At 44.3% G+C, this 24,299-nt stretch carries 22 protein-coding genes; 7 read left to right on the top strand and 15 right to left on the bottom strand.

Annotated features, from left to right (window positions below; genetic code table 11):
* Positions 1–51 precede the first annotated feature (51 nt).
* The 3 genes from ampD to ACTXGK_RS18040 all read left to right on the top strand — a co-directional run bounded on the left by ampD (position 52) and on the right by ACTXGK_RS18040 (position 3,106).
* Positions 52–687, top strand: coding sequence for a 1,6-anhydro-N-acetylmuramyl-L-alanine amidase AmpD (gene ampD, locus ACTXGK_RS18050; RefSeq protein ID WP_443515821.1), 636 nt, complete (start codon positions 52–54; stop codon positions 685–687).
* Positions 688–811: 124 nt separating this feature from the next.
* The gene (gene murJ, locus ACTXGK_RS18045; RefSeq protein ID WP_443515823.1) at positions 812–2,362 is read left to right on the top strand and encodes a murein biosynthesis integral membrane protein MurJ; all 1,551 of its coding nucleotides are present in this window, start codon (positions 812–814) and stop codon (positions 2,360–2,362) included.
* A gap of 129 nt (positions 2,363–2,491) precedes the next feature.
* Entirely contained in the window at positions 2,492–3,106 is a 615-nt protein-coding gene (locus ACTXGK_RS18040; protein WP_443515824.1) for a hypothetical protein, read from the top strand.
* A gap of 11 nt (positions 3,107–3,117) precedes the next feature.
* Here the strand turns inward: ACTXGK_RS18040 and ACTXGK_RS18035 are convergent, their stop codons facing one another.
* Entirely contained in the window at positions 3,118–3,729 is a 612-nt protein-coding gene (locus tag ACTXGK_RS18035) for a GNAT family N-acetyltransferase (protein ID WP_443515826.1), read from the bottom strand.
* A gap of 245 nt (positions 3,730–3,974) precedes the next feature.
* On the opposite strand from ACTXGK_RS18035, the gene ribF reads away from it, so the two are divergent.
* Positions 3,975–5,042 (top strand): riboflavin biosynthesis protein RibF, encoded by a 1,068-nt coding sequence (gene ribF, locus ACTXGK_RS18030; RefSeq protein ID WP_443515828.1) that lies wholly within the window; start codon positions 3,975–3,977, stop codon positions 5,040–5,042.
* Positions 5,043–5,126: 84 nt separating this feature from the next.
* Here the strand turns inward: ribF and ACTXGK_RS18025 are convergent, their stop codons facing one another.
* The 4 genes from ACTXGK_RS18025 to ACTXGK_RS18010 all read right to left on the bottom strand — a co-directional run bounded on the left by ACTXGK_RS18025 (position 5,127) and on the right by ACTXGK_RS18010 (position 10,298).
* Positions 5,127–5,366: a DUF2789 family protein gene (locus tag ACTXGK_RS18025; RefSeq protein WP_238037890.1), complete on the bottom strand. Its 240-nt coding sequence runs from the start codon at positions 5,364–5,366 to the stop codon at positions 5,127–5,129.
* Positions 5,367–5,648: 282 nt separating this feature from the next.
* Entirely contained in the window at positions 5,649–6,638 is a 990-nt protein-coding gene (locus ACTXGK_RS18020) for a malate dehydrogenase (RefSeq protein ID WP_443515830.1), read from the bottom strand.
* 396 nt (positions 6,639–7,034) lie between these two features.
* Complete coding sequence (locus ACTXGK_RS18015; protein WP_201598007.1) at positions 7,035–7,676, bottom strand: T2 family ribonuclease; 642 nt, start codon at positions 7,674–7,676, stop codon at positions 7,035–7,037.
* A 501-nt stretch (positions 7,677–8,177) separates the two neighbouring features.
* Entirely contained in the window at positions 8,178–10,298 is a 2,121-nt protein-coding gene (locus ACTXGK_RS18010; RefSeq protein WP_443515832.1) for a lytic transglycosylase domain-containing protein, read from the bottom strand.
* A gap of 347 nt (positions 10,299–10,645) precedes the next feature.
* Between ACTXGK_RS18010 and miaB the strand changes: the two genes are divergently transcribed.
* Positions 10,646–12,139, top strand: coding sequence for a tRNA (N6-isopentenyl adenosine(37)-C2)-methylthiotransferase MiaB (gene miaB, locus ACTXGK_RS18005; RefSeq protein ID WP_443515833.1), 1,494 nt, complete (start codon positions 10,646–10,648; stop codon positions 12,137–12,139).
* Positions 12,140–12,225: 86 nt separating this feature from the next.
* Here the strand turns inward: miaB and ACTXGK_RS18000 are convergent, their stop codons facing one another.
* The 6 genes from ACTXGK_RS18000 to ACTXGK_RS17975 form a co-directional block, all read right to left on the bottom strand.
* The gene (locus ACTXGK_RS18000) at positions 12,226–13,074 is read right to left on the bottom strand and encodes an SDR family oxidoreductase (protein ID WP_443515834.1); all 849 of its coding nucleotides are present in this window, start codon (positions 13,072–13,074) and stop codon (positions 12,226–12,228) included.
* 141 nt (positions 13,075–13,215) lie between these two features.
* Positions 13,216–13,452 (bottom strand): hypothetical protein, encoded by a 237-nt coding sequence (locus ACTXGK_RS17995; RefSeq protein ID WP_443515836.1) that lies wholly within the window; start codon positions 13,450–13,452, stop codon positions 13,216–13,218.
* A 131-nt stretch (positions 13,453–13,583) separates the two neighbouring features.
* On the bottom strand, positions 13,584–14,798 hold the full coding sequence (locus ACTXGK_RS17990; protein ID WP_443515838.1) for an RtcB family protein: 1,215 nt from the start codon (positions 14,796–14,798) through the stop codon (positions 13,584–13,586).
* A 768-nt stretch (positions 14,799–15,566) separates the two neighbouring features.
* Positions 15,567–16,295 (bottom strand): LysE family translocator, encoded by a 729-nt coding sequence (locus ACTXGK_RS17985; protein ID WP_443515840.1) that lies wholly within the window; start codon positions 16,293–16,295, stop codon positions 15,567–15,569.
* 135 nt (positions 16,296–16,430) lie between these two features.
* On the bottom strand, positions 16,431–17,669 hold the full coding sequence (argE, locus tag ACTXGK_RS17980) for an acetylornithine deacetylase (RefSeq protein ID WP_443515841.1): 1,239 nt from the start codon (positions 17,667–17,669) through the stop codon (positions 16,431–16,433).
* A gap of 91 nt (positions 17,670–17,760) precedes the next feature.
* Positions 17,761–18,414 (bottom strand): UPF0149 family protein, encoded by a 654-nt coding sequence (locus ACTXGK_RS17975; protein ID WP_443515843.1) that lies wholly within the window; start codon positions 18,412–18,414, stop codon positions 17,761–17,763.
* 210 nt (positions 18,415–18,624) lie between these two features.
* On the opposite strand from ACTXGK_RS17975, the gene ACTXGK_RS17970 reads away from it, so the two are divergent.
* Positions 18,625–19,065: a hypothetical protein gene (locus ACTXGK_RS17970; protein ID WP_443515844.1), complete on the top strand. Its 441-nt coding sequence runs from the start codon at positions 18,625–18,627 to the stop codon at positions 19,063–19,065.
* Positions 19,066–19,172: 107 nt separating this feature from the next.
* Positions 19,173–19,619 (top strand): cell division protein ZapA, encoded by a 447-nt coding sequence (locus ACTXGK_RS17965; RefSeq protein ID WP_443515846.1) that lies wholly within the window; start codon positions 19,173–19,175, stop codon positions 19,617–19,619.
* 147 nt (positions 19,620–19,766) lie between these two features.
* Here ACTXGK_RS17965 and ACTXGK_RS17960 read toward each other — a convergent pair whose 3' ends face one another.
* From ACTXGK_RS17960 to ACTXGK_RS17945, 4 genes are all read right to left on the bottom strand, one after another.
* The gene (locus tag ACTXGK_RS17960; RefSeq protein ID WP_227675646.1) at positions 19,767–20,063 is read right to left on the bottom strand and encodes a hypothetical protein; all 297 of its coding nucleotides are present in this window, start codon (positions 20,061–20,063) and stop codon (positions 19,767–19,769) included.
* A gap of 249 nt (positions 20,064–20,312) precedes the next feature.
* Complete coding sequence (gene glyS / locus ACTXGK_RS17955) at positions 20,313–22,406, bottom strand: glycine--tRNA ligase subunit beta (RefSeq protein WP_443515848.1); 2,094 nt, start codon at positions 22,404–22,406, stop codon at positions 20,313–20,315.
* Positions 22,407–22,415: 9 nt separating this feature from the next.
* A complete protein-coding gene (glyQ, locus tag ACTXGK_RS17950; RefSeq protein WP_371532046.1) occupies positions 22,416–23,402 on the bottom strand; it encodes a glycine--tRNA ligase subunit alpha in 987 nt (328 codons plus the stop codon).
* Positions 23,403–23,853: 451 nt separating this feature from the next.
* Positions 23,854–24,066, bottom strand: a complete 213-nt coding sequence (locus ACTXGK_RS17945) for a PspC domain-containing protein (RefSeq protein WP_201597988.1) — start codon at positions 24,064–24,066, stop codon at positions 23,854–23,856.
* Positions 24,067–24,299: the final 233 nt, after the last annotated feature.

The raw sequence follows: 24,299 nt of genomic DNA, 5'->3' as shown, positions 1-24,299 counted from the left end.
GATAAACTTTCTATCACAACATCACCAATACTATTATAAAAAGAGAGCTTTATGCCCGCTTCATCCTCAAATTCATCATCATCTACATTGCCAATGACAATCACAGACGGTCTGCTATCAGCCGCTACTTGGCTGGCCTCACCCAACTATAATGTCAGACCGAAAGGTGTCAGTATTGATGCCATCATTATTCATAATATTAGCCTACCACCCAATGAGTTTGGTGCGTGCGACCCTAGTGGCACACATTATGTAAAGGCATTATTCACCAATCAATTAGAGTGGGATGCACATCCTTACTTCCAGACAATCAAAGGTGCAGAAGTGTCAGCGCACCTGTTTATCGAGCGTGATGGGGCTATCACTCAGTTTGTCAATTTTAACGAACGCGCTTGGCACGCTGGACGGTCTAGCTACTTGGGCCGACCTGAATGTAATGATTATAGCATTGGCATTGAGCTTGAAGGGTCAGATTTTGTGTCCTTCACTTCTGCTCAATATGAGAAGCTCGCAGCGGTAATTGCGGCTATTTATGAAGCCTACCCCAAAACACAGCGACATTTGACAGGGCACAGTGATATTGCGCCAGGACGTAAGACTGACCCTGGTGATTATTTCGAATGGGCAAGATTGCGGGAGCTAATTGCAGGGTTATTACGAAATAACTCTTTATCACTGCAAAAATGATTTCCACATCCAATCCATTTATCTCAGTGGTGAAAGTGCTATAATTCGTCAGTTTTTTTGCAACAGCAAATCAGTACACCACCTCTTACACAACCCTGTACACAACTTAGCAAGATAGGTTCTCATGGCAAAAAGTCGGTTATTTCGTTCAACCATGGTGGTCAGTAGCATGACCATGTTGTCACGTATTCTAGGTCTGCTACGTGATGTCATATTATTGGGGGTTTTTGGGGCTGGTGGTTTGATGGACGCCTTTTTGGTCGCCTTCAAAATCCCAAATTTTTTGCGACGACTATTTGCCGAAGGGGCGTTTAGCCAAGCATTCGTTCCTGTGCTGTCTGAGTACAAAGAAAAATACAGCTTACAGCAAGTACAGATTTTGGTCAGTCGTACCTCGGGCGCACTTTTGCTGGTGTTGTCGATGCTGACGGTGGTCGTTATTTTGATTGCACCTTGGGTGGTAACCTTGTTTGCCCCTGGGTTTGCCGATCAGCCTGACAAGTTCGCCATTACCGCTGAGCTACTGCGCCTCACCTTTCCCTATTTGCTGTTTATTTCTATGACAGCTTTTGCCAGTGGTATTTTGCAAAGTTATGGCCGTTTTGCAGCACCTGCCTTTGCCCCAGTCCTATTGAATTTATGTATGATTGGTGGTGCGCTGATTTTTGCGCCGATGTTTGATACGCCTATTATGGCGCTTGGCTATTCCGTGGCAATCGCAGGTTTGCTACAATTCTTGATACAACTGCCGCAGCTCTGGCAACAAAAACTACTGGTCGCGCCCAAAATTGATTTTCAGCATGAGGGTGTTCGCCGCATTCTCAAATTAATGCTGCCTGCTATCTTTGGTGTGTCTGTCACTCAGATCAACTTGTTGCTGAACACCGTTTTCGCCTCATTGATGATTGGTGGTTCGGTCTCTTGGCTCTACGCGGCTGAGCGTATGAGCGAGCTACCACTAGGGCTGATTGGTGTGGCGATTGGTACGGTAATATTGCCAAGTCTGTCAAAAAGTGAAGCGCAAAAAGACGATGTTAGTTTCAAAAAGACCATCGATTGGGCCGCGCGCCTTATCATTTTGGTCGGTGTACCTGCCTCGGCTGCGCTCTTTGTACTCGCAGATGTGCTGATGCAAGCCCTGTTCTTACGCGGTGAGTTTACCCTTCGTGATGCACAGATGAGCTCGCTGGCATTGCGTAGTATGGCAGGTGGTATCTTAGGATTCATGCTGATCAAAATCTTTGCCCCTGCATTTTTTGCGCGTCAAGACACCAGAACACCTGTCAAAATCGGCATCATTTCTGTTATTGCCAACATGGTATTTAGTGTCATCTTTATTGGGATATTCTACTTCTTAGAGATACCACTACATGGTGGCCTAGCCTTGGCAACGACGGGCGCAGCGTTCGTAAACGCAGGCTTGCTCTATTACTTCTTACACAAGCGCGATATTTTCCGTTTTGGTCCTCATTGGAACAAACTATTCACGCAGTTTGCCATTTCGACTGGCTCCATGATTGGTGTGCTTTATCTCATGTTGCCCTACTTCCCTACTGATGAAGCCCAGTGGCAACGCATCATCGCACTCGTGATTATGTGCGTCGTGGGAGCGCTTGTCTATGGCGTGGTGTTGCTAGCGACAGGTTTCCGTCTTCGCCAGCTCAAACACGGATAAGCCAACGTAGATATAGGCATGAGCTTGGCTTACGAAACCAAAACAAGCCTATCATCAGAATTGACAATGCTTGCCACCGATCGTTGTCATAATGACCTATTAATGAATAACTGACATTTGAGGTTTGATATGACAACGAAACAGCCACTCTTCCAGCGCTTACCGCTTCTACTTGCAACAGGTGTCCTCGGTACTGGATTACTACTGAGCGGTTGCAGCAACAATGAGTCTGCAGACACTGAAACTGCTGCCAATAATGAAGAGGTTGCAGCTGTCGTTGATACTTCAGAAGAAGGCACAGCGGAGCAAAAAGAGACAGCAGATAGCACGAGCGAAACGACTCAAGCCACAGATGATACTGAGAATAAAACGACCATTGATAATGACAATATCAATCCAGTCACTGCTTCGACCACACAAAAAAGCCTAGTGACCAATCCGACCCAAGTTGGTACACCAGAGGACACGGTCAAAAAAGCACTAAATAGTTTGTATTATGGTGATGTGAAGGATGCGGTAGGCTACTATCAAGTAGATATGGCAAACTTTGAGCAAGAGCTTGCCAACACTCAATCGGCATTTCAACAAACGGTCGATGGCGTGACTATTACTGACACAACGTACAGTGATGACAAAACGCGTGCTACTATTACGGGCGAGTTGATGCTCAAAGGACAAAGCGACCCTGCACCATTGACCTATCAACTACAGAAAATCGACGGCCAATGGAAAATCTTGGGTTAAGGTACTTTACTCTAACTATCTGCAACGTTGTCCGATGTCACGGCTTTACCAAGCATCACGACATCAGCGATAAACCCGTCCATATCGCAAACTTCTGGCATATATCCCCACTGCTCAAAGCCAAGTTTACGAAAAAGTCCCAAACTTGGCTGATTGTGAGCAAAGATAAGGGCAACGATATTTCTGATTCCTAAACTGGGCGCTTGCGTCAACATCCAGCGTGTCAACAGACTGCCCAGCCCTTTACTCTGATAATCTTGGTTTAGATAAATGCTAATCTCAGTGCTGATATGATAAGCGGTACGCGCATATAAATCACTGAAGCTGCCCCATGCAACAATTGGCAGTTTTGTACTTTGTCTATCGGCATCACCTTCTGGTAATGCTTTAACTACATAAATAGGCCTCGTTGGACTATCCAAATGCTCATCGAACCAAGCCGTACGTTCTTCGAGCGTTACTAACGCCAAATTTGCCGTTGCTTGTTTGCCAGGAATACTTTGATTATAAATCGCCAAGACTTCTGCTAAGTCTTCTTTACTGGCACGTTGCACCATAAACTGCTGGGTCAGCTGATGTGTCGACAGGTCAGTTGCTATGACATTTAAGGCAACATCGGACATAGAGTCTCCATATTGATTGGCATTATTATTGGTATTCATGATGATAGTAAAAAATCGTCATACTGATAATAGATGTGAGTACGAACCATGAAATTCATAGAGCGTCATTCATACTTGCATTATCCGTAGACTATAGGGTGTTAGTGTGGCTATTTTACTTTATAATGGCTAATTTTCGACACATCAATTTTGACCATAGATGTGTTTTTTCGTTTTTTATCTGGTCTCATCATAGCTGAAAACTTATGAAAACCTATTTTCTTGAGCAACTGATTGCATCATCAAATGCCGCGTCTACTACTAATGACCCAATAGAGTTAGCGCCTTGTGTGCTCACTATTGGCAATTTTGATGGCGTACACCTTGGTCATCAGGCAATGCTGGCACAAGTTCGTGATATTGCGCATACTCAAAACTTGGACGCTGCGGTCATGATATTTGAGCCACAACCACGTGAGTTTTTTGCACCAGCTAAAGCCCCTGCGCGTTTGACCAATCTAGCAGAAAAGCAGGCACTCCTAGCACAATATGGGGTTAAAACCTTAGTGGTGGCAGGTTTTGATGAGGACTTTCGCTCGTTATCAGCACAAGCCTTTGCCGATATATTAGCCACGCGCTTAAATGTAAAAGCGCTGGTACTAGGCGACGACTTCCGCTTCGGTCATGATCGTACTGGCGACAGTCAGTTTTTGCGCGATTATGGTTGGGATGTGACTAACCTACATACCATCACTGATAGCAATATTGACAACGACCACTTGAATGATGTCAACAATGAGGCTGCACGTATTAGCTCTACTCGTATCCGTGACTTGCTATTGGCAGGTGATATTCATGCTGCCAATATACTTCTGGAGCGCGACTACGCCATTACCGGGTCGGTCGTCCGTGGCGATCAAATTGGTCGCACCATGGACTTTCCTACTGCCAATATTGATTTGCAGCGAATAAAACCCGCTTTGCATGGCATTTTTGCCGTTGATGTCGTCAGCTTAGATGAGAATGGAGAGGTCATACCTGATGGTTTAATAAAGCTAGCTATTGATAACAATATAGGCGTCGCAGGTTTGCGTCCACATAGTTTGTTCGGTACCGCTAACATTGGCAAAAGACCCTCTGTTGATAAAGGTGATGACTGGCGATTGGAAGTACACTTTCCCAAACTAAAAGCAGATTTGTACGGGTTGAATCTAGAAGTGCGCTTCTTGCACTTTTTGCATGGTGAGCGTCGCTACGATGGTTTGGACGCCTTGAAAGCGGGTATTCATCAAGATGTCACTGACCTACTAGAATGGCGTGATAATCAAGTTTAGTAGTCAGGCGTATCTTACATAAATAAAAAACCCCACGATATGAATATTGTCGTGGGGTTTTTCTTATTATACTTTTATGTGCTGTTAAGCATCAGGATGCATGCGTACATTTAGATCATCAATCACTTCTACCCATGCGGCATCTTTTTGCCATTCTTCTTGTAAAAACATACGCTGGCTATCGGTCCAGACATCAGCTTCTATCAATTTCTCTTCACTTGATAGCTGGTTGTCTGCGATAAACTTATCAATCGCTTCATCAGAGCTATCTAGACCTAACTGAGCAAACAACTCATTCATATTATATTCTGGCTCACCCAACATACTTTTCTCCTTAAATGGTGTAGAGGTAATTGTGCTTATTATTCAAATTAACCCATTTATTGTAGCAAGCTTTATGCTAATAGCTGTTAATCAACGTTTATCTAACGTTATCAATTGTATTGACAGCAAACAGGTACATTTGAAAGGATGAGATAAATTGCTTTTTATTTCATCATATCTTTTGAATAAAAAATCTTATAAACACAAAAAAGCCCTCCTATTTGAGAGGGCTTTTCTTTTTCACGCATTACTTAAGTTAAGACAGCTATATAACTGCTTAGCTTATGGTAGCAGGTGTGCTACTGCGTCACGCTCTTCACTAAGCTCTTGCTCAGTGGCAGCCATTTTCTCTTTAGAGAAATCTGATGATACATCAACGCCGTCTACGATAGACCAGTCGCCGTTAGTACATGTGCATGGGAATGAATAGATCAAACCTTCAGCAATACCGTATTCGCCGTTTGAGTAAACACCCATAGAGACCCAATCGTTCTCGTCAGTACCTAGTGCCCACGTACGCATATGTGCGATAGCAGCATTGGCAGCAGAAGCGGCAGATGATGCACCGCGAGCTTTAATGATCGCAGCACCGCGTTGTTGTACTTCTGGGATATAAGTCCCTTCGTACCAGTCACGATCAACTAGATCTAGTGCAGGCTTGCCATTTACTGTGCAAGCGGTTAGGTCTGGATACTGAGTTGACGAATGGTTGCCCCAGATAGTCATGTTTTTGATGTCATTAACAGTGCTGTCAGTCTTGTCAGCCAACTGCGCCATAGCACGGTTGTGATCTAGACGAGTCATGGCAGTGAAGTTACGTGGATCAAGATCTGGCGCGTTACGCTGAGCGATAAGCGCGTTGGTGTTGGCAGGGTTACCGACGACCAATACTTTTACGTCACGGCTAGCGACTTCGTTCAATGCTTTACCTTGTGCTGAGAAGATCGCAGCATTGGCTTCTAGCAAGTCCTTACGCTCCATGCCTGGGCCACGAGGACGTGCGCCAACTAGCAAAGCATAATCGATATCTTTGAATGCAACATTGGCATCATCAGTCTGAACAATGCCAGCCAATAATGGGAATGCGCAGTCTTCTAATTCCATGACCACACCCTTTAGGGCGTCAAGCGCTGGCGTGATTTCAAGTAATTGCAAAATAACTGGCTGATCTTTACCTAGCATCTCGCCAGATGCAATACGAAATAGCATCGCGTAGCTGATATTACCAGCGGCACCAGTGACGGCAACACGTAAAGGCTGTTTCATTGACATTGAATACTCCCTAATTGATGATTGGATAATGCATAGTTTTCATTGATGATTATCATTATAGATATCGACTTGTCTGCCGCATTGCAGCATACATAAACCGAGAGCTAGTGTAGCACTTCATCACAGCGACCGTCTAGATACAGTCATAGACCCATCAGGGACTATATTGTTACATTTTATACGAAAAGAATATTTATAAGCTCAAAGCCTATGTGTAAAGGGCTGTGGAATTTTTAGATACAGTCCATATAGTATTTTATCGCTATGAGACGAATAAATAAGAGCATAAAAATGACAATGTAATACTGCCAAGTTCACTCAGATTTCATTAAAAATAGGACCGAAAAGGATGTAGAGAAAGAACGGTGGAGTATCTAAAAAATAGTTAAATAAAAGCTATCTACCACCTGAAATGATGAATTGGCTACCGCAGTTATCTACAACATTGTGACAAGTGCCAAAACTGCTGCCCTCATAGCACACATGAATATCTGTCAGTATCGATTGACGACGACTGCCTTCTTGGCAAATAAGATCAACACTATTTGATGACATACCACTATTTAGGCGCGTCATTTGACTAATAAATCGAGATTTAGAGACTGTATAACTGTTGCCCGTATTCAGCTCGTTAGGCAGTTTTAGTTCACCAGCGTAGTTAGTGATTTGTCGGAAGTAACTACTGGCACTTAACGGACTACAAGCACCATAGCGCTGCCACGTCTGGCTACGTACTGTCGTATCAGGCATGATCCGATTGACGACCTTTAGTTGTAGTGGCGTCAAACGTGGCTCGCTACCCCTGCCGCAGCGCTCACCATATCCCATGTCTAGACCTGAAACTGTCAATGAATAGCCTTCTAAACATTGACGCATACGGGCTCTTGTCGGCTGCATGCTGCATAACGCCGGAGTCATCTCGACCATCAATACGCGCTGACCAGCTTTGGCCGTACTCGCCGCATATGCTGGCGTAAGCATAAGACCTTGTATGATTAACAAAGCACCAAAACTCGTCGTCTTATTAACTTTACCCATATGATGCCTATTTATCAAACTTCCACTTATCAAACTTCCACGGAACTGCACCAAGAAACTGGATGTCTTAATTTTTGAGCTTGTTTCTGCTTTTGTATTAGATAACGGGGGCACCTGAATCAGTAACGGTTGCCGAGTTTTCGATAATACAGACAGTTTGAAGTATTTTTTGATCATAAGGCTGGGAGCAATTAGCAATGATAAAACATGGGCTATCACTTAAATCATTGTGCTAACAGCATTAAACACATAGCGATCTAAGAACAAGACTAAAGAACATAAACGTCAATTAAAGCAATGGTAACAAAATGTCTTTTTTAATCTATAGCAAAAACGTAAACGTTGTCGTGCTCGTCAACAATTACAAAACTAAGTCCAGTATTTATTATGCAGAATACGAAAACTTACTGTCATTCAGCCTATAAACAACTGTCATTCAGCCCATAAAAAATAGACCATTAACTATAAAAGCTAGTGGTCTATTAAATACGAATTCACTGATTAAAAAGCAGCAGGTACTGTACCCATACGTTGACTGATTGGCTGGCTACGACCCAGCAGACTGCTATAGATAGTGGCGTTTTCCATCACGTGTTTGACGTAGTTACGCGTTTCAGGAAAGGCAATCGATTCGACATATTGATCTGCGGCAATTGCGCCATAGGTTGGCTGCCAGCGTTTGGCATTATTAGGCCCAGCGTTATAGCCTGCAGTTGCCAATACAGGCTGATAGTTCAGTTTGCTTAAGATATCACCCATATACCATGTCCCATAACGGATATTGGTATCACCACTGTTGGCACGGCTCGCACTATAAGTCTCACCTAGATTACGAGCGATATATTTTGCCGTATCAGGCATGACTTGCATCAACCCACTAGCGCCCACATTTGAGCGTGCAGAAGATACAAAACGGCTCTCTTGACGCATGATGCCATAAGCCCACGCTGGATCAATACCCGCTGACTGACTATAGCGCACCACTGAATCTTGGTGCGGCATTGGATGCGAAAGTGCCAAGCTATCGACTCTATCGGTATTATCAACGGCATAAATCGCCCGATCGAGCCAGCCCATGTCATAGGCTTGACGCGCCGCCGCAATGATCAGGTTGTCATCACGATTATCGCGTGCTTGCTTCACAGCCCAGTTCCACTCGCGGTTGGCATACGCGCGACTAGCATCAGAGTTATATAAAGCAAATGCACGAGCAAAGTTAGCATCTTGCATCACGCGAGCGCGGTCAGCGGTACTGACATTAGGCAAATTACTACCACCTAAGCGGCTGGCATCAAATCGCTGACCGATTCTGTCTTTTGCCATCAAGCCATAGTAGTCATTACTTTTTGCTAGATTCTGATACATCTTTTTAGCAGTATTGCGTTTGCTACTATTACTCGATTGCTCATAAGCACGAGCCAGCCAGTATTGCCACTGACCATCCTTTTGAATTTCACCATCCATTTTTGAGATAGCTTCAACCACATCATCCCAGCGGCCAAAGCGGATCGCTGCCATGGCATAGTCTTCCGCTTCTTCAAAGTTAAAGTCATCATCTAAGCTATTGCGGAACCAGTCTACCGCTTCAGCATTAAAGCCGTCATCTGTATTGTGGTTCATGCGCTTAACGCCAAGCGTACGATAGGCATAACGGCGGGTTTCGTCATTCAATAGTCTGATAGCGCGCTGATTGTCTTGTTTGATATCAAAATCCAACTGTAGCGCGGCCTCACGATAGGATTTATCTGCGACACGGCCAATAGCATATAGGTATAGGTATTGATTGGTTTGGCTGGCAGGCTCGCGGCCAAAGCGGCTAAAAAACGACGAGGGGTTTAGCTGAATTTCACTGAGCGCCGAATAAGCAATCGGTGTACCTAGGCGTGACGACAGCGCCATAATGTCACCCGTTTTGCCTATTCGTAGCATACGTTTGAGACGAGAAGCGCGATCCTGATTGCTAATAAGCGCATTATTATTCATCTCCATCGCTAGCTGATCACACAATGCGGGCTGCTTTTTGGTGGTTAGCCAAACATCAGATTTGGCAGCCATGGCACGCATGGTATCACCGCCATTATTGAACCCAAGGGCGATAGCGCAGCGCTCACTGGCATCTGCATTGGTAATCAAATTGGCTACTTGTCTGACAGAGGCGTAGTCATTCGATCCCGCTTTGGTCTCCGCAAAGTCAGCCACCAGCTTCTCGGCCATGACCGTATCTGGATACTGGCGTACAAACTGCGATACTGCCGCTGAACTTTGTGAATTGAGGTCTAGATTCATCCGCCAGTAAGTTGGATACATGGCAAATAGACCACCGCTCATTATTTGCTCATAATTATAGAGCGCACCCACATCACCGCGATCCGCTGCGATAGCCGCCGCTGTAAACGAATCAATACTGCTGTCTTGTTGATAGTTGCTCTCTTGTTGGTAGCTTTCCTCATCGCCCCACGTTAACTCCGCGCAAGCCACTTGCGACATACCAAGTGCACTTACCGCTGTTGCCACGCTAAACGCACTCATCCGTAACGTACCGACTGCGATCCGCTTCGACGCGCGCTTTTGACTGACTGATTCTTCATCCTTGATGCTATGCGCAACACGCAACTTTGTCATACTGACTCTCTTTATGATATCTCTATAAATATATGAATAACGGTTCGCTAGGTACCGCCAAGGGTATATCAATCATCATACTATACTCATTGTACTTTCAACTATCTCCTTTACCTTTTGTTAATAAATAGGACAGCACGGTGTAACATAGAAATGATAATGAGCCTCAGTTTTTATAAATGGTAAGATTAATCACAGTAAATAATTGATACTGCTATGAATTATTTATCATATTGACGACCCATCGCCTATGCTAATTTTTCACATTGGTACAGGGTTGTGATAAAATACGCCACTTGTTAATCGGCTACTCCGCTATATTTTTGGTCAATCATGGACTTCCCCTTATGAGTGTTACTGTATTCAATCCCCGCATCGATGACGATGCTGCTGCTGAGACGACTGTCACCGCACGTGCTGTCACTGCACTCAAGGAGCAAAGTTCAGCCCAAGCGCCCGTCGAAAAAGCCGCAACCAAGAAGGTATTCATCACCACCCAAGGCTGTCAGATGAATGTCTATGATTCAGACAAAATGCTCGATGTGCTCGGTGATTCACACGGTATGGAAGTGACTCATGACATTGATGAGGCCGACGTACTGCTGATGAACACCTGCTCCATCCGTGAAAAAGCCCAAGAAAAAGTATTTTCAGAATTAGGCCGCTGGCGCAAGCTCAAAGAAAAACGTCCTGACCTCGTGATCGGCGTTGGCGGCTGCGTGGCCTCACAAGAAGGCGACAACATCCAAAAACGCGCGCCTTATGTGGACATGGTGTTTGGCCCGCAAACCCTGCACCGCTTGCCTGAGCTATATGATCAATCACATGAGCAGCGTGATATCGCGCCTAAAAACCGTATTGGTACGATTGACGTATCCTTCCCCAGTATTGAAAAGTTCGACTTTTTGCCAGAGCCAAGAGTAGAAGGCTACAAAGCCTTTGTCTCGATCATGGAAGGCTGCTCGAAGTATTGTTCATTTTGCGTCGTTCCTTATACGCGCGGCGAAGAGTTGTCGCGTCCACTCGATGATGTGTTGGCTGAGATCGATAGCCTTGCCGAGCAAGGAGTGCGTGAAATCAATCTCTTGGGTCAAAACGTCAACGGCTATCGCGGCGAAAAAGACGATGGCAGTATTTGCCGTTTCGCTGAGCTGTTGCATTATGTCTCGCACGTCGATGGTGTTGAGCGTATTCGCTATACGACCAGTCATCCGCTTGAGTTCACTGATGACATCATTGATGCTTATGCACAATTACCAGAGTTGGTATCACACTTGCACCTACCAGTACAAAGTGGCTCAAATGCTATCTTGGCAGCGATGAAGCGCAACCATACCATTGATGTTTATATCAATCAGATCAATAAATTGAAAGCCATTCGCCCTGATATTCACTTATCGAGCGACTTTATCATTGGTTTCCCCGGTGAGACCGACGAAGATTTCCAAGACACACTAAACTTAGCAAAAGAGCTGAATTTTGATCACTCATACAGCTTTATCTACTCTAAGCGTCCGGGCACGCCAGCGGCAGAGCTGCCAGATGATGTGAGCTTCACTACTAAAAAAGCACGTTTGGCTGAGTTTCAAAAAGTGATCGTTGACTCGACATTGGCCAAAACGCATGAGATGGTCGGTACAACGACTCGCGTATTGGTTGAACAAGTCGCCAACCGCCATCCAGACTGCCTAATCGGTACAGCGGATAATACGCGTACGGTGATGTTCCCTTATGACGAAGAAAAAATGGACGAGTTACTTGGTAAAATTGTCAGTGTGCGCATCACTGATTTTGTCAGCCCGCATATGGTGAAAGGCGAGCTGATCGAAGTATTGGCGTAACCATTGAAAGACCATTCTAAGCAAATAAAAAAAGCCGTTCACAATCATCGTGAGCGGCTTTTTTTATTACGTTTAAAAATGACATATCATTCATCTGCTTGGGTCGGCGCCGCTGTACTGCCTGCCAAAATACCGCCATCAATCGTCAGCTCAGTGCCTGTCACATATTTTGACTCACTACTTGCCAAATAGAGCGCGGCATAAGCCACATCCATGACGTCCCCCATATAGCCAAGCGGGATGTCTTTGCTGATCGCTTTGATCGCCTCTTCTCGTGCGTCGCCCTCGCCCAACATTGCATCCCACATCGGGGTAGAGATAGCAGCAGGGTGAATGGAGTTGCAGCGAATACCGTAGCTATTTTGTGCACAGTATAAGGCGACGGATTTGCTGTGGTTTCGAACTCCAGCCTTGCTTGACGCATAAGCGGTGGCTAATGGAATACCGACCATACCTGATCGTGAGGAGATATTAACGATACTTGCGTTACTGCCTTTCTGCGTTGGGCGATTTTTCATCAATGCGATGGCCGTTTTGCAACCTAATGCCACGCCATTGAGATTGACTTGATGCACCTTATGCCAACTTGCCATGTCCAAGTGTTCAGGATCATGCGCGCCTGAAGTTTCTAAAAATCCAGTAATGCCCGCATTATTGACTAAGATATCTAAGCGGTGATACTGACTTTGAATATATTGCGCCGCGCTTTGCCAATCATCCTCGCTTGAGACATCCAGATGCAAATACTCTGCAGGTTTGGACTTGTGCCATTGTTGACGGGTGACATTGATCTCATCGCATGCCTGCTGACCTTTATCATCATTGATGTCACTCAATATGACGATAGCGCCCTCTTTGACGAAAAGCTCGGCTATCGCTTTACCGATGCCTTGTGCTGCACCCGTAACTAATGCCACTTTATTAAATAATCTCATAGTATTCTCCTTTATTTTTTCTAACGTCCTTTATGTATTTAGCTTCGTTTGTTGAATAATACTTGCCATTCTAACTACTTAAATTAATGGAAAGCCGCCCATGGTTCGTATCAAGCGACTTTTTCAAACCATTATTTAACTTTACTCTGACAACCAATCCGTTTGGCGCAGCTGCTGCTTGGTCTCACGACGACGTTTTTTTCGGACGATATCAATATCTTCTTTTTCATGGATACCGCCTTTTCTTAACAGCGGATCAAGCGCCAAATAATTACGCGGCTTGACAGTGCCATGTGATGGCTCTGTGCCTACCGCCTGTTGTTGTGCCAGCTGTCGCTCAATCTGTTTGGCCTTTTTTAACGTTTGTTTTAAGCTCATATTGTTACCTGTTTTTTTATTTTTTGAGATACCAATTCCGAAAATCATCTTAGCGAGGAAAACGAGCGCAAATTGTACATCCAGTACATTAAGCAAGTTTGACGACGCTAAGAGGATTTTCAGGCTTGGTATTATCCTTTAATACACATGACCTGCTTCAACGTATGCACCACTTCAACCAAGTCTTTTTGATTAGCCATAACTTCATCAATGTCTTTATACGCGCCCGGTATTTCATCGATAACGCCTTTGTCTTTGCGACATTCGACACCATCGGTTTGCGCTTTTAGCTCATCAATGGTGAACGCGCGTATCGCTTTACCACGGCTCATCTGTCGACCTGCCCCGTGTGAGCAAGAGCAAAACGATTCTGCCGCGCCAAGACCACGCACGATAAAAGATTTTGCACCCATAGAGCCGGGGATAATGCCAAGCTCACCGGCATAAGCACTGATTGCCCCTTTACGCGTCACGTAAACCTGCTCGCCGAAATGCACCTCTTCATTAACGTAGTTGTGATGGCAATTGATGGCTTCTTTGGTCAGCTGAAATCGTGGTAATCCTGCTTGCGGCGATTGCAGCGCCTTAATCACCAATCGCATCATCTCGCGGCGATTCTCTAGCGCGTAATCCTGCGCCCAACCAACTGCCTCAACATAATCAGCAAAGCTGTCAGACCCTTGGGCAAAATACGACAAATCACGATCAGGCACATGACCAAAGCGTGATTGACGCTCTTTTTTGGCCAGATTGATAAAATAGCGCCCGATACAATTACCAATACCGCGACTACCAGAATGCAGCATCACCCAGACATCTTTGTTTTCATCCAAGCACAGCTCGATGAAATGATTGCCACCGCCAAGTGTACCCAACTGTTTGGCCCACGTACGCTCAAAGCCTTTAAGCATTTTGAGCAAGCCCAGATGCTTATCGGTAATTGGCTTTAGGCGTTTTCCTAATGGATCAAGTGTGGAGTTTTTCGCTTGGATTTGTTTGTGCATGTTAAAACCCACAGGCACTTGCTGTTCCACTACCAAACGTAATGACCTTAAGCTATCAGGTAAATCACTTGCGGTAAGGGATAAGCGCACGGCGTTCATACCGCAGCCGATATCCACACCGACCGCTGCAGGGATAATGGCAGACTTGGTCGGAATCACGCTACCGACTGTCGCGCCTTTGCCAACGTGCACATCGGGCATCACTGCAATGTGTGAATGCACAAACTCTAGCTGGGCTAAATTGCGTAACTGCTGCATGGCACCTTGCTCAACATTGGTGGTGTAAATCTTGACTGGTACGCCGTGTTTCCGATTTTTGTTTAATACTAATTGAATGCTCATTATTTTTATTTCCATTCTTTTATTTTAAATCCATGTATTTTTTAATTTGCCTATTTATATTTTTTAGACATTACTTATCTGTCTCGATTAAACTAAACGTTTAATAAGAAATGAATTAATAAATTATAAAATTTAGGTAATAAAAAACCGTATTTTTATTAATTAAAAATTAATAAAAATTCATGGTTAATTTATTATAGACATTTTAAAGAAAAATAATATAGATCAGAACCGTCGGCCACAGCGTAAATATTATACGCATAGAAAAGCTTTAGCTAAATCATAGCCTGAGTCGCTTTATTAGCAATAACGGTAAAGAAAAATGTTAGGCAAACAGATAACAGCAAGCGCAATATGGCTTAGCACAATCGCAGAGCAAATTTGGCACAGTAGACTTAGAAAAGAGATAGCGCAAGTAGATACAGAAAGCTATTCATTGATATGAATAGATAGAATATCACTCAATAGCTATATATAAATTTAGCCAAACCTTTTCGAAGTCTTCATTGTTGTCATGCTTTTCATACATTCAATCTTTAAAAACGTCTTAACAGTTATATAGGACACGATGATTCCTCCATAGGTTGTGGCTAATGTCATGGCGACAGTAGCAGATTTATTAGAAATTTATAGCAAAACTATAAATCAGTGAGACAATAATAACGATTTAAAAAATATTGTCAACTATTAATTTTTAAATAAAAAAACGCAATACCCGAGACTAATAATTTAACAAAGTAATTATTTCAAATAATAACGAATAAATTTTTATACTATAAAACTATTAATTACTTCAGCAAACAAAGCCGCTGCAATGATGATAAAGATAATGCCGCAACCACGATTGAGCCATGCTAAGCGATTACCGACATCAAGCCAGCTTGCCAGCTTCTTGCCACCGAGCGTATATACGATCTGCCAAATGGTTTCGCTCATGAATAGCCCAATGGTCAGTAGGATGTATTGCGGCCATAGCGGTGCACTAAAATTAATAAATTTAGGAAAAAAGGCCGCAAAGAATAAGATCGCTTTTGGATTGGATAAGGAGACCCAAACACCCGTACGAAACAGAATAAGATTACTGGGGCTTGCCTTGACCGCTGCACTAGAAAGCGAGCGTGGCTGTGGTGTACCAGCTTGACCCTCAGCAGCAGCATAATCGGCTTCAACCTCCGCACTTAACTCTTTAGCATCGCTCATCAAGCTACTATCGCCCGCATCACGCCATGAAATAATACCCAAATACACCAAGTATGCCGCGCCCACTGCTTTAATAATTGTGAGCAGCCAAGGCGATTGACGGCTGATCACATCTAGTCCCAACAATGTCGATAGCAGTAATACAAATAGACCAAGGCTTAACCCTGCCAGCGTCCATAATGTCCGCTTCACCCCATAGTTCATACCATACTGGAATGCCAGCAGCATGTTGGGACCTGGGGTCGCGGAAATCAAAAACGTACTTGCGAAAAACACTGCAAACAGATGCCAAGACATCAGCTAACCCCTACTTTGTTATATATAAATGGTTCTTATACGAACAGCCATATCACCAAAAAAAGAAATACCGCCATTGAGACGGTATTTTTATACTTACTTATATTATATACATATGTTTGGCATTTTTATAGGCTACTTGACGGTACAACTGTCTAGTAGTTTTTGCAAAAAGCCGTCACAACGTTCGATTTCGATCAGTTCAACATATTCATCCGCTTTGTGCGCCTGCTCAATACTACCAGGGCCGCAGATGATCGTTGGGATGCCTGCATTGGTAAACTGACCACCTTCCGTTGCGTAAGCGACTTTATGACGCTCGTCGTCCCCTGTCAGCGCCGCTATCAATGACTGTAGCTCAGCGCTATCGTCGTCCGTCATTGCTGGAACGCTTTCTTCTTGCATCAGCTCGATACCCGTCTCAGGCGCACGTGCTTGCATTTGGGCGTTTAGCTCAGCGACTTTTGCTTGAATAGGTTCGAGTATATCGTCTTGTGTCATATGTGGCAGGTTACGATAGTCAAAGGTGAACTCGCACAGATTGGGCACGATATTGGTGGCTGTACCGCCGTGTATCGTACCTACTGACAATGTCGAATAAGGCACCGTAAATAGCGCATCGTTATCGTCACGAGCGCTCAGCTCTTCGGCAAGCGTATCGACATAGCCAACCAATTTGCTTGCATAGCTGATCGCATTGACCCCTTGCGCAATCAATGAAGAATGCGCTGATTTGCCATGGACACGGCAACGATAAACCGCAATGCCTTTGTGTGCAACAACCATCGCCATATTGGTCGGCTCACCGACGATACAGTAATCAGGGGTGATACCGCGCGCTTTTAGGTCTGCCAAAATCAATGGCGCACCCAAGCAGCCCACCTCTTCATCGAACGACAGGGCCAAATGCAAGGGACGTCGCAGCTGGCCGCTATTTGATAACTGCACTGCTTGCGGCAACATCGTTAACGCACACGCGATAAAACCTTTCATATCGCACGCACCGCGTCCATATAGTTTGTCACCACGTATCGTCGCGGTAAATGGATCTGACTGCCAGTCTTGACCATCAACGGGTACGACGTCAGTATGCCCTGAGAGTACCAAACCGTTATTCACAATGTCAGCGTTTTCGCCAGCGGGTACGGTCACAAACAAGTTGGCCTTGGTTTTTGCCTCGTTAAAGGTCAAATCTACCGCCAAACCTAACTGCTCACAGTACGCTTGCACGTCTTCAATCAATGCTAAGTTGGAGTGTCGACTGACCGTATCAAAGGCGATCAGACGTGTCAGCCAATCAAGACTATTGCTCGGGTGCGTAGCAGGGTTTAACTGTTGGTCATTGCCAGCATTGTCATTAGTATCTTGGATCATAAAATATCCTTATTACGATTTTTAAGAGCTATTTTTCACAAACTATTTCTTAAAAACTAATTCTCACAAACTATAATTGATCAGATTCGTCTTATGATGGATTATTCTGATTCATCACGTCAAGCACTGGTGGCATCGGTTTTGGCACCTTACCTTCTGCCTGTAGTTCTTTGGTGGTTTTAGCATCGATAGACAGTCCAGCAATCAGCGCAATGTCTTTTACAGGCTTGCGCTTACGCGTCGCAAAGCTCACTGGCACCATACGAGCAAACTCATAGATATATAGATAGGACTCTTCCCCACCTTCGAAATCTTCATCTTCCTCTAAACGAATTGCGCCAATCTTAGCCAAATCAGATAACATCTCATTCTCTTCACTGGTCAGACCGCAATCAGTAATACCAAAACCGGTCATAAAGCCGTTTGACCACTGTTTCAATGCCATCACACGCTCGTATAAATCATGTTCATCATCAGGGATGAGTGGCATATAGGCGTAGGCATCATCTTTGTCTTTTAACTGAAACACGGTGTCTTCTGCTTCCTCTGTCAGCAAGGTCAATGCAGCCTCTGGTAGTGGCGCAAAGCTCAGCTCTTCAAACACCTTTGCCCATGTTGCTTCATCAGGCGCGTTACAGGCCGTCATGAGCCCTGTCATCAGGCCATGAACCTCACTGATAGACACGTCAGTCCAGTCATCAAACGCAGTCAGCCAAGTATTCCAGCCAGAGATATTATCATTCATAACAGATGTCCTAGTGATTAAGTGTTACTTATAAAATAAAAAATCGCGATAAAATGTCAGGGACAAATCATCGATAAATAAAAGTAAAAATACAAAGCCTTGTGCTTGTAATTACTTTGTTGATATAGATATTATGCGGTCACCTATGGCATTATTAAATGCAGCGAACAAAATTCATTCACGCTTACTTGTTAAGGATAAAAACTGACTATGTATGATCAACTTAGAATATTAGAAAAAATGGTACTCGACATCAAAAAACAGTATCAGCTTGTCAGTGCTGAACTTAGCAGCCTCAAACAATATCCTGTCACCGACTCTAAAGAATTTGCCGACCTAAAAACCAAGCTCGATAACAGTCATAGCGAACGTGACGGTGCCAAAAAGCAACTAAACGATCTCGACAAGCGCTATCAGAGTCTTGCAGAAGCGCATCATATGATCGGTGAAGAACAAGACAAATTGCAAAAACAAATCAGCCAATTACAACAACAAAATAGCGAGCTGCAAAAGCACAATAATGAATTGAAGCAGCAATATAGCGATATCAAACAACAAAACAGTGAACTGCAAAAGAAAAACCAATTAGCCGCTGAGCGCACGCAAGTTGTATTGCAACGCCTGACCCTTATTGATCAAGTAGAAGGCTAACGCGTCCCTGTAATAGATAGCAAAATATGCTACTTATTAAACTGCCCAACGCTATTTGTAAAACCTGATATCACTCATTTCACTGACCAGACACTGTAGGATGTATCATGACCGATGACCAAAGCAAATCGATAGACAAACAACCAAAAAACACTCAAGCGCCAAATGCACCATCAACAGCGCAAAAAACGACAGCCGCAGGATCAAATATATCAAGCGCCATGGCACAATCGAATACCAAGACACCTAAAGCACCAGAACCACAAATCAAAAAAGTTGATATCGCGATTGCTGGTGTTACTTATCCAATTTTTTGTCCAGTACATGAGCAAGAAGAGCTACTATCAGCGGTCTCTTATATCAATAACTATGCGCTTGATCTAAAGCGAGATGCACCAAGCCTCAGTCAAGAAAGCATACTAGTATTGTGCTGCTTGAATTTATATGAAAAAATCCATGCCAACCAAAGAAGTGATGAAGACCGTGTACAAAAAGATAAGCAATCACAGGCATTGTTAAATAAAATCATGAAAGACGCCCACTCTATTTTGTAATAGTCGCGGTGTTGTATCAGCAGATAGATTGTTCAAAACATGCATGATCTAATAGTGTGCGATATGATGAAAAAGCATCAAATCTACTAGCGCTTAGCCTACTAAAGCTAAGCGCTTTTTTATGGTCAATCGTTTTTATCTATTTGCTTACGCATAAGGTTTGTAAGTCTTGCCTGCGTGAAAGTCTGCCTGATGCTCATAATTGCAAAAGAATAATTCTTGGGCTGATTCAGTATTACCATCACTGGTTGTCGCTAAGCTAGGCTTAGTTTCAAGGACACCGCGATACTCCGCCAAACTGTTACCACAAAAATTGCACTGACGCGGTGTGGTGACATCACCCTCTTTTGGCATCATGCTTTTGGGTGGACGTGGGTACATAAACTTGTAAAAAGCCCACATGGAAGCCCAGATAATAAGAATCACAATAATAACGGCAAACACGGCAGCGCTCCTTCAATGACAAATAAACGTAATGAATAACAAGAGTGATGACACCTACCATGATTCAATACGCTCGAATGCATAAATTTTACCGTCAATAATGGTAATGGCACAATGCCTTTACGGTTAATTGTTGATTATGCTGGATTGTCATTAATGGCACTGACAAATACCCAAGTGCTATAGCAACAAAAAACTGGCCACATTGAGCCAGTTTTTATATCAAAACCTAAGATTAAAGGCTAGCAGTTATAGCTGTAGCTCGCTGATATCAGCCACAGTCAAGAACAAGGCGCGAACCTGCTTTAGCAACGCCAAGCGGTTATTTTTGAGCGCCGCATCGTCGCTATTGACCATCACGTTATCAAAGAACTGTGTCAATGGCTCATCTAAGCTCGCCAGCGTTTGCAATACTTGCGTATAGTCCGCTTGCTCCAGCAATGGTTGTACCCTTGTCTGTGCTTGCTTCACATTTGCATATAAATTTTGCTCAGCAGGCTCAGACAGTAGCGTCTCATCAACCGTATCAGCAACCTCGATCTCTGACTTGGCCAATATATTGGCAACACGCTTGTTTGAATCAGCCAACATCGACGCTTGTGACAGCTCGCTGAATGCTTGCACCGCACGAATACGCTGATCAAAATCAAGCGGCATATGCGGGTTAATCGCTTGCACTGCCTGAATCGTATCAACGCTTACACCTTGCTCTGTATACATCGCACGATAGCGCGAGTTTAAGAACGCCATGACTTGGGTAAAGGTATCGCCCATTTTGGCAATTTTGCTGCCCTCAGCATCACTATAGCCTTTAATCGCTTGCTCAACCAATGCCACCAGATTAATCGGTAACTGCTTTTCAATCAAAATGCGCAAAATACCAATGGCAGAACGACGTAAGCTAAACGGATCTTTTGACCCCGTTGGTGCTTGATCAATCGCAAAGATACCAACGAGCGTATCCAAACGATCAGCTAACGCTAGGCAAATACCAACTGGCGTTTGTGGTAATACATCGCCACTGAATTTCGGCAAGTACTGCTCTTCTAAGCTTGCCGCAACCGCTTCAGATTCCTTATTCAAACGCGCATAATACGTGCCCGCGATCCCTTGCAATTCAGGGTATTCACCGACGAGCGAGCTGGCCAAATCTGCTTTGGATAAAATACCCGCACGTACGGTGTCATCGACATTGATATCGTGACCCTGCTGCTGCATCAATGTGGCGATAAACGCAGCAAGCTTAGCAATACGCTCAGACTTCTCCCAAATCGTCCCCAATTTGTCTTGGAATACACGAGTTTTTAAGCTCTCTGTGAGCGCAAACAGGGGCTGTTTTTGATCTTGTAAAAAGAAAAACTCGGCATCAGCCAAACGCGGACGCACGACTTTCTCGTTACCTTCGATAATCTGATTGGGGTCTTTTGATTCAATATTGGTAATAAAGATAAAGTAAGGTTGCAACTTACCCGCTTTATCAGTTAAGCAAAAATACTTTTGATCTGCTTGCATGGTCGAGATAAGCGCTTCTTGCGGCACTTGTAAAAAGCGCGCCTCAAAGCTTGCTCGTAGCGCAATGGGGAAATCAACCAATGCGGTGACTTCGTCCAACAACTCTTGCGGTACGATAGCATCAGAATTGACTTCATCTGCCAATGCTTTAACTTGGTTTTTGATCAGCATTTGACGCTTATCAAAATCTGCCACGACTTTTAGACCATCTAGTAGCTGCTCATAGTCATTGGCATGATTGATATTATGATAGTCAGGACTGTGGAAACGGTGGCCACGAGTTTGCGAGCCTGTTTGATGCCCTTGAATAGTTGCGTCAATGACAGCGTCATCCTGCATCAATACTACCCACTGGACTGGACGGACAAACTCATTACGACTGGCACCTGAACGCATACGTTTGGCAATTGGTAGGCTATCTAGCGCCGTTTGAAAAATAGCTGGCAGTAGCTCGGTAGTCGCTTGACCACTGATCGTTTGCTCATAGCCGACATAGTCACCTTTATCGGTGTTAATGGTCGTAAGATCGCTCGCTTCAATGCCTAAGCCTTTAGCAAAGCCCATCGCAGCACGCGTTGGATTGCCATCGCTATCAAATGCCGCTTTGATAGCGGGCCCGCGTTTTTGCTCAGTGCGGTCAGGTTGCTTATCGCTAATGCCTTCAATTTGAATCGCCAAGCGACGCGGCGCGGCGAAGGCTTTGATGCTATCAAAGGTAATCTCAGCTGCAGACAATTGCTCAGCGACACTGGCTTGCAGCGCATCACGCAATGGTTTGAGGCTCTTTGGAGGTAGCTCTTCACACCCCAGTTCAAATAGAATAGTACTCATGGGATGCTCCTATTGCTTGTTCGTCGGTTGATTGTTGTCAGTGGTTTCTTTTGCTAAGCTGTCTGTTGCTGTATCTTCTTTGGGCAAATACTTCTCCAGTGCCTCGGCGCGATGTGCCTCATCAGCCAATGGGAAGCCCAATTTGGCACGTGCTTCAACATAGCCAAAGGCAACCTTACGTGCCAGTGTGCGTACACGCAAAATAAAACGCTGACGCTCCGTGACTGAAATGGCACCGCGAGCATCGAGTAAGTTAAACGCATGAGAGGCTTTTAAGACCATCTCATAGGCTGGCAATGGCAATCCTGCTTCAACCAGCTTATCCGCTTGCTGCTCATAAAAATCGAACATCTCACCCATCATTGGCACATCGGCGTGCTCAAAGTTATAGGTCGATTGTTCCACTTCGTTTTGATGGAACACATCGCCATAAGTGACGCGGCCAAACTCACCATCTGCCCATACTAGGTCGTAAACACTATCCACGCCTTGCACATACATCGCCAAACGCTCAAGACCGTAAGTGATTTCGCCTGTAACAGGGAAACACTCAATACCGCCGACTTGCTGGAAGTACGTGAACTGAGTCACTTCCATACCGTTTAGCCAAATCTCCCAGCCAAGTCCCCATGCGCCAAGCGTTGGTGATTCCCAATTGTCTTCCACAAAACGCACATCATGCACCAATGGATCGATACCAATAGCGCGTAGCGAGTCCAGATATAGCTCTTGGATGTTAGGTGGGTTCGGCTTTAGCACGACTTGGAACTGATAATAATGTTGTAAACGGTTTGGGTTGTCACCGTAGCGACCATCAGTCGGGCGACGCGATGGCTGTACATAGGCGGCGTTCCAGCGCTCAGGCCCTAATGAGCGCAAAAACGTAGCGGTATGAAATGTGCCCGCGCCGACTTCCATATCGTAAGGCTGCAATACTACGCAGCCCTTGTCAGCCCAATAATTCTGTAGGGTTAGGATTAAGTCCTGAAAAGTCATCGGTTGAGAGTCTTTGTCTTGTATCATCGGGGTTGTCGCTTCGGATGTCATAGTTTGGGTTTTCATAGTAAGTCACTGTGAAATGGGTATGATTAAATAAATCTCTGATAGCACTCGTCACCTATTTGGCAACGACGCTATTTGCCTGCTCACCTTACTAAAAATTGACTATTTTATCCATATTTACGTTAACTAAATTTGCGTTGTCGAAAAAAACACGCGGCTATATCCCTGATTTACGACCAAATCATCATAAAAAATGCCTGACCGGCGACTAATCTTGAAAACAAAAAAATACCCAAATGCGTGAGCATTCGGGCAGGAGGAAAATTGTGTCTTGGGCATCCTGATGATTCAGGCTTTTTATTTTTGGAGACTACTTTTTGGACAACTGCTTTTGGTACAGACTTACTTCTTTTAACGGGTCTTAATGTCTAAATATCAAATCCGGTTATTGATAGGAATCGCTATTGGCTTTTGGCATGATTATCCATAATACGATATAGATCAAAATACCCGGTACAGCAGCACTCAATGATGAGACAATTACAAATAGTAATCTGACCCATGTAGGTGACCAACCAACATATTCTGCAATACCGCCCATCACACCCGCTATCATGCGATTATTTTGTGAGCGATGTAATTTTGCTAACTTAGCCAAACTAAATACCTCTCTATTGTCTATTTTTATAATATATTTTTCTTCTTTTCTTACTTTTTGAGTCTTAAGGCTACCTCGCCTTGCCAACTTACAAATGAGTATATCAATTCTGGAAAATTTATCTGTTGAAGGTATAGACGTACTTTGTGAGTTTATGATACGTAAGCTTGCCCTAACCTGTCATACCACCACGCAAGCCCCTGATTTTAAATAGTTATTTCAAAATGTTTCAG

The sequence above is a fragment of the Psychrobacter sp. T6-5 genome (genome assembly GCF_052258485.2).
GTDB lineage: Bacteria > Pseudomonadota > Gammaproteobacteria > Pseudomonadales > Moraxellaceae > Psychrobacter.
The sequence above is the reverse complement of the archived record's forward strand: the minus strand, read 5'-3'. Positions and strand labels throughout refer to the sequence as shown.

Coding starts and splice junctions, on each gene's coding strand:
- murJ (WP_443515823.1), top strand. CDS start 812: ATGGCAAAAAGTCGGTTATTTCGTTCAACCATGGTGGTCAGTAGCATG.
- glyQ (WP_371532046.1), bottom strand. CDS start 23,402: ATGACTTTTCAGGACTTAATCCTAACCCTACAGAATTATTGGGCTGAC.
- ACTXGK_RS17995 (WP_443515836.1), bottom strand. CDS start 13,452: ATGAGCTTAAAACAAACGTTAAAAAAGGCCAAACAGATTGAGCGACAG.
- ACTXGK_RS17975 (WP_443515843.1), bottom strand. CDS start 18,414: ATGAATGATAATATCTCTGGCTGGAATACTTGGCTGACTGCGTTTGAT.
- argE (WP_443515841.1), bottom strand. CDS start 17,669: ATGATCCAAGATACTAATGACAATGCTGGCAATGACCAACAGTTAAAC.
- ribF (WP_443515828.1), top strand. CDS start 3,975: ATGAAAACCTATTTTCTTGAGCAACTGATTGCATCATCAAATGCCGCG.
- ACTXGK_RS18010 (WP_443515832.1), bottom strand. CDS start 10,298: ATGACAAAGTTGCGTGTTGCGCATAGCATCAAGGATGAAGAATCAGTC.
- ACTXGK_RS17965 (WP_443515846.1), top strand. CDS start 19,173: ATGACCGATGACCAAAGCAAATCGATAGACAAACAACCAAAAAACACT.
- ACTXGK_RS18035 (WP_443515826.1), bottom strand. CDS start 3,729: ATGTCCGATGTTGCCTTAAATGTCATAGCAACTGACCTGTCGACACAT.
- ACTXGK_RS17985 (WP_443515840.1), bottom strand. CDS start 16,295: ATGTCTTGGCATCTGTTTGCAGTGTTTTTCGCAAGTACGTTTTTGATT.
- ACTXGK_RS18040 (WP_443515824.1), top strand. CDS start 2,492: ATGACAACGAAACAGCCACTCTTCCAGCGCTTACCGCTTCTACTTGCA.
- ACTXGK_RS18020 (WP_443515830.1), bottom strand. CDS start 6,638: ATGTCAATGAAACAGCCTTTACGTGTTGCCGTCACTGGTGCCGCTGGT.
- miaB (WP_443515833.1), top strand. CDS start 10,646: ATGAGTGTTACTGTATTCAATCCCCGCATCGATGACGATGCTGCTGCT.
- ampD (WP_443515821.1), top strand. CDS start 52: ATGCCCGCTTCATCCTCAAATTCATCATCATCTACATTGCCAATGACA.
- ACTXGK_RS17970 (WP_443515844.1), top strand. CDS start 18,625: ATGTATGATCAACTTAGAATATTAGAAAAAATGGTACTCGACATCAAA.
- ACTXGK_RS18015 (WP_201598007.1), bottom strand. CDS start 7,676: ATGGGTAAAGTTAATAAGACGACGAGTTTTGGTGCTTTGTTAATCATA.
- ACTXGK_RS18000 (WP_443515834.1), bottom strand. CDS start 13,074: ATGAGATTATTTAATAAAGTGGCATTAGTTACGGGTGCAGCACAAGGC.
- ACTXGK_RS18025 (WP_238037890.1), bottom strand. CDS start 5,366: ATGTTGGGTGAGCCAGAATATAATATGAATGAGTTGTTTGCTCAGTTA.
- glyS (WP_443515848.1), bottom strand. CDS start 22,406: ATGAGTACTATTCTATTTGAACTGGGGTGTGAAGAGCTACCTCCAAAG.
- ACTXGK_RS17990 (WP_443515838.1), bottom strand. CDS start 14,798: ATGAGCATTCAATTAGTATTAAACAAAAATCGGAAACACGGCGTACCA.